The organism is Rickettsia endosymbiont of Villa modesta, from assembly GCF_964026485.1.
Taxonomy (GTDB): Bacteria; Pseudomonadota; Alphaproteobacteria; order Rickettsiales; family Rickettsiaceae; genus Rickettsia; species Rickettsia asembonensis.
On the sequence record NZ_OZ032157.1, the window covers coordinates 362,144 to 379,241 of the forward strand.

The window sequence follows — 17,098 nt, forward strand, 5'->3', positions numbered from 1 at the left end:
TCTACGTCTAGGGATAATTTATATGTCGAGTAGGTAACCAAATCTTCACATACGTTTGTATATACTTCTTCAACATGAAGAGTTGTTAAAATGATTAGGAACAATGGTTTGAAAATTGTCATTTACCAATGAAGAAATTTTATTTTTATATTTTTCAATATTTTCAAAAAATATTCGTATAGAATCAGTAAATGTCTCAAAATTCGCATAAAATTTATTGTTACTTACAACAGAATGCATAAATTTCCACAGTCGTTCAATTGGATTCAAATTAGGACTATATGCTGGCAAAAATAGTAACTCTATTTTACTGTATTGTAGATATTCTTTTACCTTTTTTGACCTATGATATCCAGCATTATCGCATATCAAATAAATCTTACTTTTATCTTGATTATTTGCTTCTAATTCCTTTAAAAATTCAATAATATAATCACCATTAACCTTAGGATTGTCAGTTGTTACTACCTCTAAATCCTTAAGATTAATAGCACCAATAATATGTTTACGCTTCCAACCACTGAAACTTGGTAATGTTTTAACTACATTCTTTCTAATCCAACCAAATTTTGCTCGAGTTTGGTATTGAGGATGAACACTATCCATAAAATAAATAGACTCATCTTTAGCTAAATTATTTTTTAGCAAACTATATTGCAGCTTAAATTCCTCTTGCTTAGCTAAATCTATTTTTCCAGGAATTAACTTAGGTTTCTTATAACTAAAACCAAGTCTGTGTAACAGCTTGATTACCCCAGCTAATGTATAGCTTACTCCATATTGACGTTCTATGAACAAACCTATATCTCTAGCATACACATAATTATTATTTTCTAGATGAACTATTAACTCTGCTTCCTCCTGTCTAGTAAGTTTACTATCACTACCGCCATTTCCAGGCTTAAGCTTCTGAGCATTATGATAATCTATTAAATGTTTTCTTATCCCTTCATCACTCAGTAATAACACTTTCGATATCTCATCAATACTATAGCTATCATCATACATGAAAACAGCTTTGACTCTATCACAAATCCTCTTATCCCTTTCGCTTCTATGGTAAAGCTTTAATTCTTCTTTTTCTACTGATGTTAATTTTCTATAAATCCATTCTTACTTAATAACACTTGCTGACTTCTTTGACAATTTTTCATTTACTAGAGGTATACGTTCTTATATACTTCTTTAACTTGAAAAGTTGGAAAATGAATATTTAGATGAGCGAATAATCAATGTTCTTATGGATAATTAATATCTAATACTACCAATTTTTCAGGTAAAAGAAGTATATATACAAAATTAGTAAAAATCAGTGGAGATTTTGTTATTATCTATGCATTATCCATTATAATATTAGCTAGCCGTTAAAACGGTTAAGCGTTTCAAATTAAAACATATAGCATTCATAAATTCCGAGAATTGATTTTTGGCAATACCAATATATCTGACACGTTTATTATCTTGTGAGAATACTCTTTCAAAAGGTGCTCTAATTTTTGTATACTTCTTTTACCTGAAGAATTGGTAGTATTAGATATTAATTATCCATAAGAACATTGATTATTCGCTCATCTAAATATTCATTTTCCAACTTTTCAAGTTAAAGAAGTATATAATATCTATCAAGGTCAAAATTTTTATCTTTCATGTTATTTTTCTTTACAGCACAAAGATGCACTTCTTGCCTAGTTGCTGTATCTTTGGTAGACTTTGTACAATATGCTTTATCTACATATGCAGCACCGGAGCGTGGCATAACGTGTTTAAAACCTTTGCTATCAGTAACATTTGCAGAGGTAACTGCAACCTTATTAATAATCCCTGATTGGATATCAACGCTAACATGTTTTTTATAACCATACCAAAACTTATTACCTCCTTTACAACCAATTTTAGCTTGTTTATCATTCGCAACTTTGGGCAAAGTCTCATTATTTAGCTTGTCATATTTTTGCTTCCTCAACTCATCACGTTCTGTCCAAAGACTAGCTTTTGAGATCAAATGAGAGGCATCTACAAAGGTAAATACCTCGCTCATATAACCTTGCTTTCGTAGTTGTTCTCTAAAGTTTGCAAATATTTTTGATAGTAAGTTAGTACCTATTTTCTTACGTATTTTACTAAACACACTATAATCTGGAGTCGTCTCTGTAAGAGCAAAATCACAAAACCATTTGCCGGCATTACTATCAGCGAAATAACGTTCTAATTCTCGATCAGATAAGTCTTCCATAAATTGTAGAAGTAAACATTTAAATAACCTCAATGCTCCATAGCCTTTATAATTAGCTTCAGTTTCTATCGCTAATAACTCTCTTTCAACTACTTTGAAATTAAATTAACTTTTAAATTTACGATATTGATGTTCCGGGCTAACTAATTCATCTAAACTGACCATTGTTATTTGATGCTCTGACATTTTTTACTTTCTTATTTTTTTATCACATTATAACCTTTTACTCTTCATAGCTCAACACTCCCCTATGGTAAAGCTTTAATTCTTCTTTTTCTACTGATGTTAATTTTCTATAAATCATTCTTACTTAATAACACTTACTGACTTCTTTGACAATTTTTCATTTACTAGAGGTATACTTCTTTAACTTGAAAAGTTGGAAAATGAATATTTAGATGAGCGAATAATCAATGTTCTTATGGATAATTAATATCTAATACTACCAATTCTTCAGGTAAAAGAAGTATATATCACATTGGAAGAAACAATTTTTATCAAATGCATCAATAGCATTTGAACCAGCTAAGGTAGTGAGTGAATATCAAGAACAAATTAAAGAACTTAAGGAGCAAAATGATGCGTTGGCAAAGGCTTTAGGAAAAACTACAATTGAAAGAGATTGGGCTGTGGGAAAGCTCAGAAGCTTGGATTTATCAAATAGAAAGAGTCTTGTCATATCCAAGCTAGAACAGTTACCAAAGACAAGACAATGTGAATTATTAGGGGTTAACCGTTCTTCAACATATTATAAAGAACGATCACTTAGTAGCTATAATTTAAATATATTAAATAGAATAGATGAGATATATACCTCTAGTAAATGAAAAATTGTCAAAGAAGTCAGCAAGTGTTATTAAGTAAGAATGGATTTATAGAAAATTAACATCAGTAGAAAAAGAAGAATTAAAGCTTTACCATAGAAGCGAAAGGGATAAGAGGATTTGTGATAGAATCAAAGCTGTTTTCATGTATGATGATAGCTATAGTATTGATGAGATATCGAAAGTGTTATTACTGAGTGATGGGGAGGGATAAGAAAACATTTAATAGATTATCATAATGCTCAGAAGCTTAAGCCTGGAAATGGCGGTAGTGATAGTAAACTTACTAGACAGGAGGAAGCAGAGTTAATAGTTCATCTAGAAAATAATAATTATGTGTATGCTAGAGATATAGGTTTGTTCATAGAACGTCAATATGGAGTAATCTATACATTAGCTGGGGTAATCAAGCTGTTACACAGACTTGGTTTTAGTTATAAGAAACCTAAGTTAATTCCTGGAAAAATAGATTTAGCTAAGCAAGAGGAATTTAAGCTGCAATATAGTTTGCTAAAAAATAATTTAGCTAAAGATGAGTCTATTTATTTTATGGATAGTGTTCATCCTCAATACCAAACTCGAGCAAGATTTGGTTGGATTAGAAAGAATGTAGTTAAAACATTACCAAGTTTCAGTGGTTGGAAGCGTAAACATATTATTGGTGCTATTAATCTTAAGGATTTAGAGGTAGTAACAACTGACAATCCTAAGGTTAATGGTGATTATATTATTGAATTTTTAAAGAAATTAGAAGCAAATAATCAAGATAAAAGTAAGATTTATTTGATATGCGATAATGCTGGATATCATAGGTCAAAAAAGGTAAAAGAATATCTACAATACAGTAAAATAGAGTTACTATTTTTGCCAGCATATAGTCCTAATTTGAATCCAATTGAACGACTGTGGAAATTTATGCATTCTGTTGTAAGTAACAATAAATTTTATGCGAATTTTGAGACATTTACTGATTCTATACGAATATTTTTTGAAAATATTGAAAAATATAAAAATAAAATTTCTTCATTGGTAAATGACAATTTTCAAACCATTGTGCCTAATCATTTTAACAACTCTTCATGTTGAAGAAGTATAGATAATGTTGCATTCCTTTATCTTCACAAAGTCTGCGATCTCATATAACATTTTTAACGTGGCTCAATCACTACGGCCTGCAATATCTCTGCCTACACTTAGCATAATTGTGGCCAATTTCTGCCCAAGGATCAATACTTAGCGTGCTAGGTCAACACTTCTAAGACTGTTCTTTTAACAGCTAGTTTATCTACACTTCGTGGCGCACTAAGATCAAATGTCAACTAATACAACTTAATTCAGAAGACTCTTTTTTTTCAACCAGTCACGTTCAACAGTTAACTGGCCTATTTGTTCATACAATTGTTTTATTAAATCCTGATGATCTGGATCCTTGGATTGTGGCTTAATTTGAAAACCACTAATTAAATTTTCTATACCTCTTTTTTTCCACGCTTGTATTTGTGTCGGATGAACTCCATATTTGCTACTAATTTGAGCTATTGTCATTTCAGCTTTTATTGTTTCTAAAACTATCTTTGTTTTTTCTGCTGCACTATATTGTTTCGCTTTTTTAGACATATAATTTCTCTTTTGTTTTTGAAAATTATATCTCATTCTATCATTTTAGTAGTCCAGTTTTTGGGTACCATTATAAAATCGGTGGCTTAGTGGTTAAAGCTAAACTTGATGATTTACCTACTAACAGCTTACTTGGTGCTTTGCTTTCGCTGCAACATGAATTAACCAGTCATCCAAATATACAAAATCAATGGACTCAGATTGGCAAAAATGCTTTCGATAACCTAAAAACCTAATCTTTGCTGACTTTACTAAAAAATTGGCAAAATCTTTATCTTATTCATTGCTTTTTAGAGTAATTCTGAAATGAACTATGATTTACCTTTGACACAAGAATTTAATGCTCTATGAAATTTTTACACAAATTCCGGGACAGGACTGCTACTAATACCTCCTAATAATTCAGTACTTTGTCCAAATAATAAGTACGATTGTAAATCATCTTTTGCAAGTAGTTCATTTTCAACTAATTTTGAGTGCAGCTCTATAGCTTTATCTTCTGAAGCCCTAGCACCAGTTAAATATAATATAAAATTTTCGATCAATTCAGGACCGCAGTTAGCATAACTTTGTTGTTTAGTCGGTAGTTGTATGATTTGCAAGCTGTTGTCTATAAACATTTGCTTTAACTGCTCTGGTATGTGTTCATTTGACGAATCGAGATAATACAATTGCAAATTATTTCCTTGATCTTTAATACATATAACTCCAACAGCGTGCTTATTGTACAAATTTAGTGGAGCTAGTGTAATTTTTGATGTAGTATGGATTAAATCAGAAATCATTTTTTGTAGATTATTATAATTTTCTTGCAATACATAACCTCTTACTATGTTTACACCTTCTAAACCAATGTTATTGATTCTTAATTCTAATATATGCTTAATCGCATCAAGAGTATATTCACCAAAATAAGAATTAATATGATTTATATGTACTGGTTGCAAATGGTGCAAACCTTTTAATTCCACCTCTGCATTTCGGTTGTTCCATGCATTTTGTATGCCTTGTATCGCTGCATTTTTTAGCGTATTATCAATTTCTGTTGTACTCGTAATACTCTTTGATTGAAAAGTTTCTAACAACCTTGTTACATATTGTTGCTGATAAGTTTCTATATCTGAGATTTTTGCACCTTGTTCAATAAACCCTTTATACAGCTCAAACCCGACATTATCTCTTGCTTTATCAAAATTTCCACTATTATTTATTGCATGAGGCATAATATTTGTTCTTGCAGTTATATGTTTTATATGTCCAATATCTTTTTCACTACAACTACTACGTATCTTTGGAATATGTATCTCTACAGTAAATCCAATGGTATGAGCTGCATCTGTTTTACTACAATTCCCTACTACTTTGTTAAGATCAGCTAAGTCATTCTGTGCTGTATCATTTTGTCTTATTCCTCTATTAATTTGGAACGTTGATGCTTTTTTTACCTCAAACTCAACATTTGGATTTTCCGATTTTAGCTTTGCGGACCGAAAAATTAGATCACAAAAATCATCTGTTCCATCAGCATAATGCTTTATCATAGCATCTTTTATTGCCATACGTTCTGTAGCACTATAACGCGCATTACCATCAGGCACATTAATTCTTTTGGCCCCCCACTCATTATTAGGTCATTAACTTTTGCTTCAGGCGTGATTGCATGGACATACGGAGCCATATAACTTGTTGCATCAGATTCTATTTGTTGTATAGTTTGTGTTCTTAATTCATTTGGATCTTCTCCAATTTGTGATGCAACAGCATCAAAAAAACAATTATTTTTACCGTTGCCTGAAGACCAGTTTTCATTCTTGCCATAAGGAACGTAATGACCAGTAGGATTGTTCTCATCTGCAGGAAAATAACTAACCTTTATAGGGTCACCTAAATATTGCTCTCCTATAATAATTATGTTACCGTTTTCTTCATAAATATGAACAGGTCTTTTTATCACATCACTTAAAGCTTTAGCTTGTTCTTGCCCTGCTAACCCAACTTCTTTAAAATCTTTATTTACTTCAAGACATTTTGCTTCTTCTTGTTTTTCTTGTTTATAATTTGTGTATGCTGATTTTCCTACCAAATAAACATCCTTACATGTTTTTGTTGTAGTACTTACAACCTGAGCATACATCTCTTCTGATAGTTGTTCAATTAACTGATTTATTAGCTCATCAATATTTTGATTTATAGACTTACCAGTAGATTTTAACTTATCGTTTATTTTTTTACATAGATCTTTAGCGTAATTATAAACCTCTTTCCAGGAAATATATTGATCTACTGCTAAAGCCCCTAGCTGAACTTTCCAATTACTGCAATACTTGGTTATTCCTAAGACGGCGTCTTTAAAAATACCCATTACAGTTTCATAATCTATAGACTCTCTTATTTCTTTAATTATATTTTGCATATCTTCATAAGAGCTAGACTTTAACTTTTCTTGGTCTATATTTTCTCTTATAGATTTATCAACATGTTTTTTGATTGTTGGTTTTAATCCTGACATTAATGAACTAAGGGCTGGAGTAACAACTTTACCCATTATTGCATTTTCTACAGTTCTAGTTGTTACGTTTTTAACAGTACTAATTGCCACTTGCTGCAGAGTTGATATACATTTTTCAAAATGCGTTAATTCTGTTAATTTACCTACTTCTTGTAACTCTTTCATTAAATCTTGAATTTGTTTTAGATTTTCCCCTAAATATTTTAATTGTGTTACATCTTTAGATTTCTCTAAATCATGAACATATTTTAACTTCTCAACTTTGCTCATTTTATTAAACTTAGCTATAGTCTCCATTTTCTCGAACCAATTACCAAGTTTATCAAATTTAGTTGCTAAAGATTCGCATGCTGTCTGTAAAAAAGGACATTTACGTAAAGTTTCCGATATCCACCGACATGCTTTCTTTGCTGTATTTAAAATCTTAGGGCATTGCATAGCGGCACTAATACCCATAGTCAGAATAGACACACCATAACTAATGACTTTACCCTTAATATAAGCTTCTTTATGAAATTTACCGTCACTATTTTTGTTAATTAATTCAATTGCAACATCACATATTCCTTCCGTAATCATTGTACCGCCGATTGCAGATGTTACAGGCAGAGCCGGTGGAAAACAAAATCCAGTAGCAATTAATGCAATTCCTCCTCCTATTTGAATTTGGGCTCCTTTAGCTATTTCCGGACAAACATCATGCACTTCTCTAAGAACATAAGTTGTATTTGTACCAACAGCCGCAAGCTCAGATAATTCAGAGTTAGTAATGGTATCTTTTATTTTCTTTTCATGACCATTTTGTGGTTTCAAATTAGCAAAATAATCAGAAACACGACCGCCTATAGAAATACCACCTTCATGCTTATCAATTTGCTGGACCAAGCTATCTGCATGCTGCATGTTAAGATTTAAAGCTTGCTGTTTTGACACTATGTGCTTTATAAATAAGTTTCGTGATTCATTATTATCATCACTTTTCAGAATGTTTGTAAATTCTTCAGTTTTAAAAAGATTTTCAATGTAATCTAGCTCCTTCTTCAATGCTGCCTTTGCTTGTTCTAAATATTTTTTAGCATTTTCTTTATATCCCCCATCAGGTTTACCAATCGCCGGAATAACAAAAACATCTCCTACAGCTTTTTGACATTTTTCTATAAAAACTCTGCCTTTTTCAATCGCAATTTCAAAAAGCTTTATGTAAGCACTATGTAATATTTCTGGATTTTTACTTATTGCAATAGCATGGTTTAGGGCTTGTTCTGCTTTATCTAATTCTTCATTTGAAATGAAATGTTCAGCTTGTTGTATACTGTAATATGGATTAAATTTAATTTCTCCATTAATTGTCTTACATGCTTCAGATTCAAAATTTCTAAATTCTTCTTCCGGGCTTTTATTAGCTAATTCCAATCCTTTAAAACTCTTTTTCTCTAACCAAAAAGCCCAAAACTCTTTTAAATCATCCAAAACATATTTATACTCTCCTTTGCTTTGCCCCTCTCTTTTTAATTTTCTATACAGATCAGAAAAAAGTTCAAATAATCTATCTTGAAATTTAAGTTCCAGTATTTTAATTTCTTTAATTTGTGCAATTCTGTCCTCTTCTCTTAAATTTCTTACAAGTTTAATGTCTGTAAAGCTATAAGAATTAATACCTAATTTTTCAACTTCACTTTTCTTGATAATTAATTTAGCAGTACCATTATTACCTTGACGTGCTGTTCTACCAAAAGCTTGATCTTCTACTCTTTTATTACAAGGTAAAAAAGCAATACATACGTGTAGTCCACCATTATTTTCAAGTTCGCCGGAAGTCTTAAAATCTGTTCCTCTACCGGCTATATTTGTTGCTATAACTACTTCAGCAGGCTTTATTTCTTTTTCAGTAATATGTGCATTTTCTTCATCAAAAAAAATCCTAATAATGATATCTTGATTTTTGCTTTTTAATACTTCTTGTATTGTTTTTGCATCTTTTATTGTTTCGCAAATAATTAAAGAAGATCGATCTTTCTTTATTTCAGCTATAGTATCATCTGCAACTTTCTTACTAAAGATTTCATCATCTACAACCTCACCATCAATTTCGATAAATTTCTTTTCTTTATAAGTTGGAATTTTTGCGTAACCTACATTATAAATTGAAGATAATAATTCTTGTTCTGCTGTAGAACCTAAAGTACCTGTCAGACCAAATATTTTATCCCCATATTTATTAATGTAACTAAGATTAGAAATGAAGCAACTAGTTAAGCTTTCAGATGTTAAGTGTAAATTATGTTTTAGTTGTAAAAATTGGTGAAGACCATATTGCCATATGGTATTTTTTAAAGTAATACCTGTATTTGCATAATCTAACGGTTGTATTATTTCCTCTCCGTCTTTACTACGAATAATATATTGTTCATCTTCATGATAATTAAATTTTGCATCAATAGCACTATTGATCCATCTATCTAGCGAGTTGTCAGCATATTCTTGAATATGTGAAGGAATAATATCAATTTTTGTTGGATTAGATGATTTAATATAATTTTTGATTTTTGGAATTATTGAGTCTTGTAATTCATTCTTAAATTTTTTGTATAATAGTTGAGCTTCTTCACTATCTGGTAATTCTTGTAGTTCTTGAGCTTTTCGTTTTAATTCTTTTTGAAATTCTTCTACAATCTTTTCTTCTGCTTTATAAAGTGCTTGCCATATCTTTATATAAACATATTTTAAGCTTTCCATGCCGGCTAATGGTCCAGATAATTTAGCAATATGACTTGCATTATCAATAATCATACTATCTACTTCATCAAGAATAATACTCTCAAATGCCCTACCTGCACGTGTTCCAAGACCTAAAAATGAATCTTTTAGATAATCAAACTGAAAATTGCTAATACTTCCGTATACAATGTCAGATTTATAACATTCTCTTTCACCGCTTTTATAGTTTTCATCTAAATTATTTGTTGTCGCATTCAAATTCAATAAGTCATAAAAGAGCTTTTTATCTTTAATTCCTTCAGATGCTAAAATAGGATTACTAGTGATAACATCTACAGTTTCACCTTGTAAAGCCTTAATAGCTGCAAGTATTGATACAATAGTAGTTTTTCCTTCTCCTGTTTGAATTTGAGATAATTGCCCCTTATCTTTTTGTTGTAAAAATGTAAGTATAGCTAAAATCTGAGTATCGCGAAGTTTATGCCCTCCCGTCACAAGCTCATTAGCCCTATCCATTATAGCTAATGCTTCATAAATTTCAGTGCCAGCAAGTTGTCCCTTCTTAGAAACTGCCCATTGATTAATTTCCAATGCTTCCTTATTTTTCCATAATTCATAAAACTCTTTGACTTTGTTATAACCTTCTTCTGAAGATTTAATATTTAAAACATCTGATTTTTCTATTATCTCTGATAATAGCTTCTCAAACGGTTTGTTTGTATTTATCAGGTTAATATCGTAAGATTTAGCTTTTGGTAAAGCACTAATAACATCTTCAATATTTCTGACACCAGAAGTATTATAATTATTATCTTGATTATCTTGTTTTTTTTCTTCTGTGACTCTAAAAAAACCTTTTAACTTGTCATACTCAAGATCTAACTTTGAGCTAATCTCTTTAAGTGCCTTATCTAACTTTTCATCTACTGCAGATTTTGTAAGTGGCTCAAAAATTTTTGTAAATTTTTCCATTTGAGTTGGAAAATTTTTAACAATGTCTAATTGTTGATTACCTTCTTTATTTTCAGACATCCCTATTTTTAGTTCCTTAGTTTTACTAAAAGCCTTCTCTTTTGCTCCCTCTAGTTGTTTCTCTAGTTCTTTGATTTTAACAGTATCAGTATCGATTTCATTTTCTTCTATTTCTACGAATTTTTTTAAAAGAGTTTGATAGCTTTTGAAGTTATCGACTACTTCTATTAATGGAATATTATTAATAAGTTCTTTAATTGCTTTTTTGAACTCTGTTTCTCTTGATAGTTGCTCAATATCACTAGCAATTATTTTATAATAACCTTCTTCCACTAGGGAAAATAACTCTTTTTTTAAACTTGTAATTCCATTTTTGAACCATCCAAAAAATGTTTTTTTAGGATTAGCAAAACCTTCAATAAAATCCTTCTTATTATCTGACTTTAAATAAACCATCATAGTTTTTAGAGTTGTTAAAGATAAAATATCCTCATCTTTTTGATTGTTTATCTCTGCTATTTTAGCATGTATCTTAAACTCTATATCTTTATCAAAATACTGTTTTAAAATATTTTTTATATTTTCTGGAATTTGGGTATTTGAAAAATCCTGATACAAACAAACAGTTTTATCTAATAGTTTTACAATACAAAAAGTAGCTCTAACATTGTTCTCACTATGACAAATAATAAAAATTGGTTTTTCGTTAATATCATCATTCTTATGTAACTCTAATCGTTCATTTAATGCGGTAATATCACAAACAATAAGTTGATTTTTATCGTATTTTTGTTGCTCGGCAATACGTTGTCCTAATGCATTAATATTATCAAGAGTTAATGCATCATCTGTTAAAAGTTTGTTACCAATATCACTTACATTTGAATGAGTTGTTTTTACTTGTGCATTAAGTTCTTTATTACATTTATTGACGTTCTGGGCTAACTTTCTTTTCATAAGTGATCTCCACTAAATTTGTGCATAATAATTATTATGTTCTCCAGTTATATTAGTCTCAAGAGAATCGGTTTCTAAATAACTGCTATTACTAATATTGATATCTAAGTTAGATAACCCTGAAGCTAGCATATATTGTGCAGTATTTTTTATTGATTCCATAACCTCATTAAGTTGCTCCTGTATCAACTCAACACAAGATACAAATCGTTGATCTTCGTTACTTCCTATCTCAAATCTATCTTTTGCATTAGAGAATTTATCTTTTGCTTCATGAAATTTGTTATTAGCTAGCTCATATTTTTGTTGTTGTTTTAGTTCGTGTGCTTCTTGTAGCAACTCAAACCCATTTTGTTGCGATTCAAGACCTTCATTGAATAGTTCATTTCCTTCTATTTTAAAAGAAGCAAGGGTTTCATATTGTTTAAATTTGGGATCATTAGGAACTATTTTTAAACCATCTTTGGCTTCTCTCAGGACTTCTTGAAAAACTTCTCCTGCTTCTTTAGATCTATCGTCTTCTGTATCATTTTCAGCTTCCCAAGCATTATTCCATAAGGTCTCAAGTTTTGATAATTTATTTATGATAGTTTGGGCTTTTTCTTGATTAATTGCGTATATGTTTTTCTCTTTTGTAATTTGAGATTTATCATAAGCTTCATGTTTATAGCATCTAGTTCGGCCTTAGCCTTGTCTATATTATTTTTAAATGTTTGTTCATTTTGATAGCCAAAAGAACAGGCTTGATAAGCATTATTGAAATATTCAGCAGCTTCACTGTATTTTCTCTCCTGAAATAATTGCCAACCTTTGTTATTGAGTTTTTCAGTCGCTTGATTTTTATTATGACTTAAACACTCCCCAGTTTTACTGTCAAAATAAAGACTGTGCCAATTAGTATCTCCTATTGCTCTACAAGTACCATAAGCTATCCATCCACTTATAGGCACCCAGTTCATATGCTTTGATGCTCCCCACCAATATCTTACTTCTTGTAAACCATTACTAGCACCTAAATATCCACTATCTCCGCTAGTTCCATTATTATGAGGACCACGATAGCCTTGCAGCACATTAGCAGGACCTTTACCAACAACCCCCTCTCCCATTGAGTTTTTAAACATTTCCTGTAAATGGTGTGGTAAACTATTGACAAAATCTGTCCAGCTTCCTTTGTTTAAATCACTTTCATAAAAATAATATAAATCTTTAGGCATGTATCAATCCTTTTATATCTTGTTAATTATAATCACTTTATCTTCTATCATTTTATTCCTCTTTATTTTTTATCTTTACCTATAATTTATTATTTTTATCTAAAATTAGACTATACCGTTAGACTAAGCTATTATCCCATTATAACCGGCATGATCTTCTATATCATCTTCTCCTTCAAGAGATATATCCTCCCTTGATTCCAAACCACAATTCATATAAGGTGCAAGTACACTATTTGCCTCTATACTACTCATCTCTGTTACTAGCTTTTGTGTTTCTGATATATCCTCTATTAGTTTAGATAGTTCTTGATTGCTATATTGCTCTATAGAACCTATTAACGCGAATTTAGGATAAGGAAGAAGAGAAGCATGGAATAAGAATAAAGTATTTACAAGTTAAGAGTGTTGGGTTACTGAAGTTTTTCAACAAAAAAACAAGAACCCAACAATGAAAAAATATATCACAACTTTATTTTAGATACTAGACAATTTTTGTGAAATATATGAAGAATGGGAGAAGCAAAAATTAATACCAACAGATAGAAAACGCCGGAGAGAAGGGAATTTAAGCCTTTCAGAGCTTTTAACTATCGTATTATATTTTTATATATCGCCGTGCAAAGATTTTAAGAATTATTATTTATATCACTTATCATATAAATATAGAGGTTATTTTAAATTACCAAGTTATAGTCGAATAATACAATTATGGTCAAGATTAATTCTACCGCTTGGTTATAATGTTGCAACTATTTAGAGGAGAGGAAACAGGAATTTATTGCATAGATTCAACTAAATTATCGATATGTCATACAAAACGTACAAATAGCAATAAAGTATTTAGTGGTATACTTCTTTTACCTGAAGAATTGGTAGTATTAGATATTAATTATCCATAAGAACATTGATTATTCGCTCATCTAAATATTCATTTTCCAACTTTTCAAGTTAAAGAAGTATATAGCTAAAATAGGGATGAGTAGTTATGGATGGTTTATGGGGTTTAAGTTGCATATAGTAATTAACAATAAGGGAGCGATTATGGCGATCAAAATTACCAAAGCAAATAATAGTGATTTATCGGTAGCAGACGATATAACTGATGGATTACAAGGTAAACTCTTTGGTGATAAGGGATATATTTCTAAGGAATTATTTACTAAATTATTAGGTCGTGGATTACGCTTATTTACAGGAATTAGAAAAGATATGAAGAATCATTTATTGGAAATGGAAGATAAAATACAGCTTAGAAAAAGGTCGTTGGTTGAGTCAGTATTTAATGTCCTAAAAAATAATATGAATCTTGAACACTCAAGGCATCGATCACCTACTAATTTTTTAGTTCATATTCTAGCTTGTGTTAATGCTTTTAATATTACTAAAACTAATATTTTAAACTCTTTTTTCGATAATCTTAAACTCTTCTTATCCTAAACTGGCGTTTGTAGATATTCTTTTACCTTTTTTAACCTATGATATCCAGCATTATCGCATATCAAATAAATCTTACTTTTATCTTGATTATTTGCTTCTAATTTCTTTAAAAATTCAATAATATAATCACCATTAACCTTAGGATTGTCAGTTGTTACTACCTCTAAATCCTTAAGATTAATAGCACCAATAATATGTTTACGCTTCCAACCACTGAAACTTGGTAATGTTTTAACTACATTCTTTCTAATCCAACCAAATCTTGCTCGAGTTTGGTATTGAGGATGAACACTATCCATAAAATAAATAGACTCATCTTTAGCTAAATTATTTTTTAGCAAACTATATTGCAGCTTAAATTCCTCTTGCTTAGCTAAATCTATTTTTCCAGGAATTAACTTAGGTTTCTGATAACTAAAACCAAGTCTGTGTAACAGCTTGATTACCCCAGCTAATGTATAGATTACTCCATATTGACGTTCTATGAACAAACCTATATCTCTAGCATACACATAATTATTATTTTCTAGATGAACTATTAACTCTGCTTCCTCCTGTCTAGTAAGTTTACTATCACTACCGCCATTTCCAGGCTTAAGCTTCTGAGCATTATGATAATCTATTAAATGTTTTCTTATCCCTTCATCACTCAGTAATAACACTTTCGATATCTCATCAATACTATAGCTATCATCATACATGAAAACAGCTTTGATTCTATCACAAATCCTCTTATCCCTTTCGCTTCTATGGTAAAGCTTTAATTCTTCTTTTTCTACTGATGTTAATTTTCTATAAATCCATTCTTACTTAATAACACTTGCTGACTTCTTTGACAATTTTTCATTTACTAGAGGTATATCTAAAAATACCCTGGGTATCATCTCATGGCTTGACCGGTGTTGCTGCATGGCTCGTTTATGTCATTCCCGCGAAAGCTGGAATCCAGTAAAACCTATAAAAAACTTGTTTTTTTAGGTTTATTTTGTCAGTATTAAGACTCTTTTTTTCTGGATTCTCGCCTACGCGGGAAGGTCTTGTTGCGTGGATCGGTAAAACCTACTGTGGCACCCCGTGGCTTGACCATGGGGTCCATAAAAACAATAAAAAATACTAATATTTTAGTATTTTTAACTGGATCCCGTGGTCAAGCCACGGGAGATGACAGAGGTGAAATTGATCCACGCAACAATGTCGAGCAACTCGCGGGATGACATTAGAAAACTACAAGATTCCTGCAATTAACGGAATAACATAATTGACTTTTTAAGATTTTCTATCTTAACGTCTTCTATCACCCCACTTTTACGGTTTTTTAGTTCAACAATATAATCTGCTGCTTTTTTAGGACCGATTATAATTTGATAAGGTGAACCGATAAGGTCGTGCGTTGCAAATTTACTGCCGGCACGTGCTTCGGTATCATCATATAGCACTTCTATGTTTTGAGCAGATAGCTCTTTATAAGCCTTTGCCGCAAGCTCTACGCATTTACTATCATGAATATTTAAATTAATTAAAGAAACTTTAAAAGGAGCAACGCTCAAAGGCCATATAATACCTTTCTCATCGCAATTTGCTTCTATAATAGCCGCTACTAATCTTGAAATACCTATGCCGTAAGAACTCATTTCTACGGGAGTTAGTTTACCGTGTTCGTCATTAATAAGAGCATTCATATTAACCGAATATTTTGAGCCGATATAAAAAATATGCCCGACTTCTATTCCTTTACTGCTAGTTATTTCTTGTTCGGATATAGGCAATTTATTCACGTCATGCTTTTCTTCGGCTGCTGCGTACCAGCTTTTAATTTCCTCTACATCAATATTAGGATTATCTTTTAAAATCTTAAATCTTTTATCGTAATAAATAGTGCTTTCACCGGTTTCGGCGATAATATGAAACTCATGGCTTAAATTACCGCCTATCGGACCGTTATCGGCAATAACAGGAATAGCAAAAACACCTAAATCCCGAAAAGTATTTATATAAGCCTGATACATCTGATTATAGGTCTTAATGGCATTTTCTTCGTTTATATCAAAAGAATAAGCATCTTTCATAAGAAACTCCCGACCTCTCATAACACCGAAACGGGGTCTAATCTCATCACGAAACTTCCATTGGATATGATAAAGATTTTTCGGCAAATCCTTATATGACTTAATATTATGACGGAAAATATCCGTAATCATATCTTCGTTAGTAGGACCAAATAGTAAAATATTATCGTGACGATCTTGAAATTTTAGCATTTCCTTACCGTAATTATCAAAACGTCCCGATTCCATCCATAAATGTGCGGGTTGAATACAAGGCATTAGAACTTCCAAAGCTCCCGCTTTATTCATGTTTGAGCGTACTATATTCTCGATATTCTTCAGTACTTTTAAACCAAGCGGAAGCCATGTATAAATACCTGCTGCTTGTTGCCTAATCATTCCGCTTCTAAGCATTAATTTATGGGAAGTGACTTGAGCTTCACTCGGCTCTTCTTTTAAAACAGGTAAAAAATATTTTGATAATAACATAGAATTTTTTTAGTTTAATATATAAGCTACTCCTACGTCATCCCGTGGCTTGACCACGGGATCCAGTCTTTTTAAAT

General features: G+C 31.0%; 14 protein-coding genes and 1 pseudogene. 5 read left to right on the forward strand and 10 right to left on the reverse strand.

Annotated elements, in window-relative coordinates:
• Positions 1-69: 69 nt before the first annotated feature.
• Together AC5584_RS01990 and AC5584_RS01995 are read right to left on the reverse strand one after the other, a co-directional pair.
• Entirely contained in the window at positions 70-1,107 is a 1,038-nt protein-coding gene (locus AC5584_RS01990; RefSeq protein ID WP_499216906.1) for an IS630 family transposase, read from the reverse strand.
• 493 nt (positions 1,108-1,600) lie between these two features.
• Positions 1,601-2,302, reverse strand: coding sequence for a transposase (locus AC5584_RS01995; RefSeq protein WP_499216907.1), 702 nt, complete (start codon positions 2,300-2,302; stop codon positions 1,601-1,603).
• A 464-nt stretch (positions 2,303-2,766) separates the two neighbouring features.
• Here AC5584_RS01995 and AC5584_RS02000 point away from each other — a divergent pair, with 464 nt between their 5' ends.
• Together AC5584_RS02000 and AC5584_RS02005 are read left to right on the forward strand one after the other, a co-directional pair.
• Positions 2,767-3,060 (forward strand): hypothetical protein, encoded by a 294-nt coding sequence (locus tag AC5584_RS02000; RefSeq protein WP_499216670.1) that lies wholly within the window; start codon positions 2,767-2,769, stop codon positions 3,058-3,060.
• Between the two features lie 222 nt (positions 3,061-3,282).
• Positions 3,283-4,143, forward strand: a complete 861-nt coding sequence (locus tag AC5584_RS02005) for an IS630 family transposase (RefSeq protein WP_499216908.1) — start codon at positions 3,283-3,285, stop codon at positions 4,141-4,143.
• A 243-nt stretch (positions 4,144-4,386) separates the two neighbouring features.
• On the opposite strand, the gene AC5584_RS02010 is transcribed toward AC5584_RS02005, so the two are convergent.
• The gene (locus AC5584_RS02010; RefSeq protein ID WP_499216671.1) at positions 4,387-4,674 is read right to left on the reverse strand and encodes a transposase; all 288 of its coding nucleotides are present in this window, start codon (positions 4,672-4,674) and stop codon (positions 4,387-4,389) included.
• A gap of 29 nt (positions 4,675-4,703) precedes the next feature.
• Here AC5584_RS02010 and AC5584_RS02015 point away from each other — a divergent pair, with 29 nt between their 5' ends.
• On the forward strand, positions 4,704-4,910 hold the full coding sequence (locus tag AC5584_RS02015; RefSeq protein ID WP_499216909.1) for a conjugal transfer protein TraD: 207 nt from the start codon (positions 4,704-4,706) through the stop codon (positions 4,908-4,910).
• A gap of 120 nt (positions 4,911-5,030) precedes the next feature.
• On the opposite strand, the gene AC5584_RS02020 is transcribed toward AC5584_RS02015, so the two are convergent.
• From AC5584_RS02020 to AC5584_RS02040, 5 genes are all read right to left on the reverse strand, one after another.
• Positions 5,031-6,272, reverse strand: coding sequence for a hypothetical protein (locus AC5584_RS02020; protein ID WP_499216672.1), 1,242 nt, complete (start codon positions 6,270-6,272; stop codon positions 5,031-5,033).
• Positions 6,224-11,830, reverse strand: a complete 5,607-nt coding sequence (locus tag AC5584_RS02025; RefSeq protein ID WP_499216673.1) for a preprotein translocase subunit SecA — start codon at positions 11,828-11,830, stop codon at positions 6,224-6,226. Before AC5584_RS02025 ends, AC5584_RS02020 begins: the two co-directional genes overlap by 49 nt.
• Before the next feature lie 12 nt (positions 11,831-11,842).
• The gene (locus AC5584_RS02030; RefSeq protein WP_499216674.1) at positions 11,843-12,169 is read right to left on the reverse strand and encodes a hypothetical protein; all 327 of its coding nucleotides are present in this window, start codon (positions 12,167-12,169) and stop codon (positions 11,843-11,845) included.
• Between the two features lie 242 nt (positions 12,170-12,411).
• Complete coding sequence (locus AC5584_RS02035) at positions 12,412-13,047, reverse strand: hypothetical protein (RefSeq protein WP_499216675.1); 636 nt, start codon at positions 13,045-13,047, stop codon at positions 12,412-12,414.
• Positions 13,048-13,170: 123 nt separating this feature from the next.
• Complete coding sequence (locus tag AC5584_RS02040) at positions 13,171-13,302, reverse strand: hypothetical protein (RefSeq protein ID WP_499216676.1); 132 nt, start codon at positions 13,300-13,302, stop codon at positions 13,171-13,173.
• Positions 13,303-13,528: 226 nt separating this feature from the next.
• On the opposite strand from AC5584_RS02040, the pseudogene AC5584_RS02045 reads away from it, so the two are divergent.
• Positions 13,529-14,487 (forward strand): annotated as a pseudogene (locus tag AC5584_RS02045) (IS982 family transposase).
• Here AC5584_RS02045 and AC5584_RS02050 read toward each other — a convergent pair.
• Entirely contained in the window at positions 14,484-15,287 is an 804-nt protein-coding gene (locus AC5584_RS02050; protein WP_499216910.1) for an IS630 family transposase, read from the reverse strand. The pseudogene AC5584_RS02045 and the gene AC5584_RS02050 sit on opposite strands and share 4 nt — an antisense overlap.
• Positions 15,288-15,524: 237 nt before the next feature.
• Here AC5584_RS02050 and AC5584_RS02055 point away from each other — a divergent pair, with 237 nt between their 5' ends.
• Positions 15,525-15,701, forward strand: a complete 177-nt coding sequence (locus AC5584_RS02055) for a hypothetical protein (RefSeq protein WP_499217105.1) — start codon at positions 15,525-15,527, stop codon at positions 15,699-15,701.
• A 27-nt stretch (positions 15,702-15,728) separates the two neighbouring features.
• Here the strand turns inward: AC5584_RS02055 and proS are convergent, their stop codons facing one another.
• Complete coding sequence (proS, locus tag AC5584_RS02060; RefSeq protein WP_499216677.1) at positions 15,729-17,021, reverse strand: proline--tRNA ligase; 1,293 nt, start codon at positions 17,019-17,021, stop codon at positions 15,729-15,731.
• Positions 17,022-17,098: the final 77 nt, after the last annotated feature.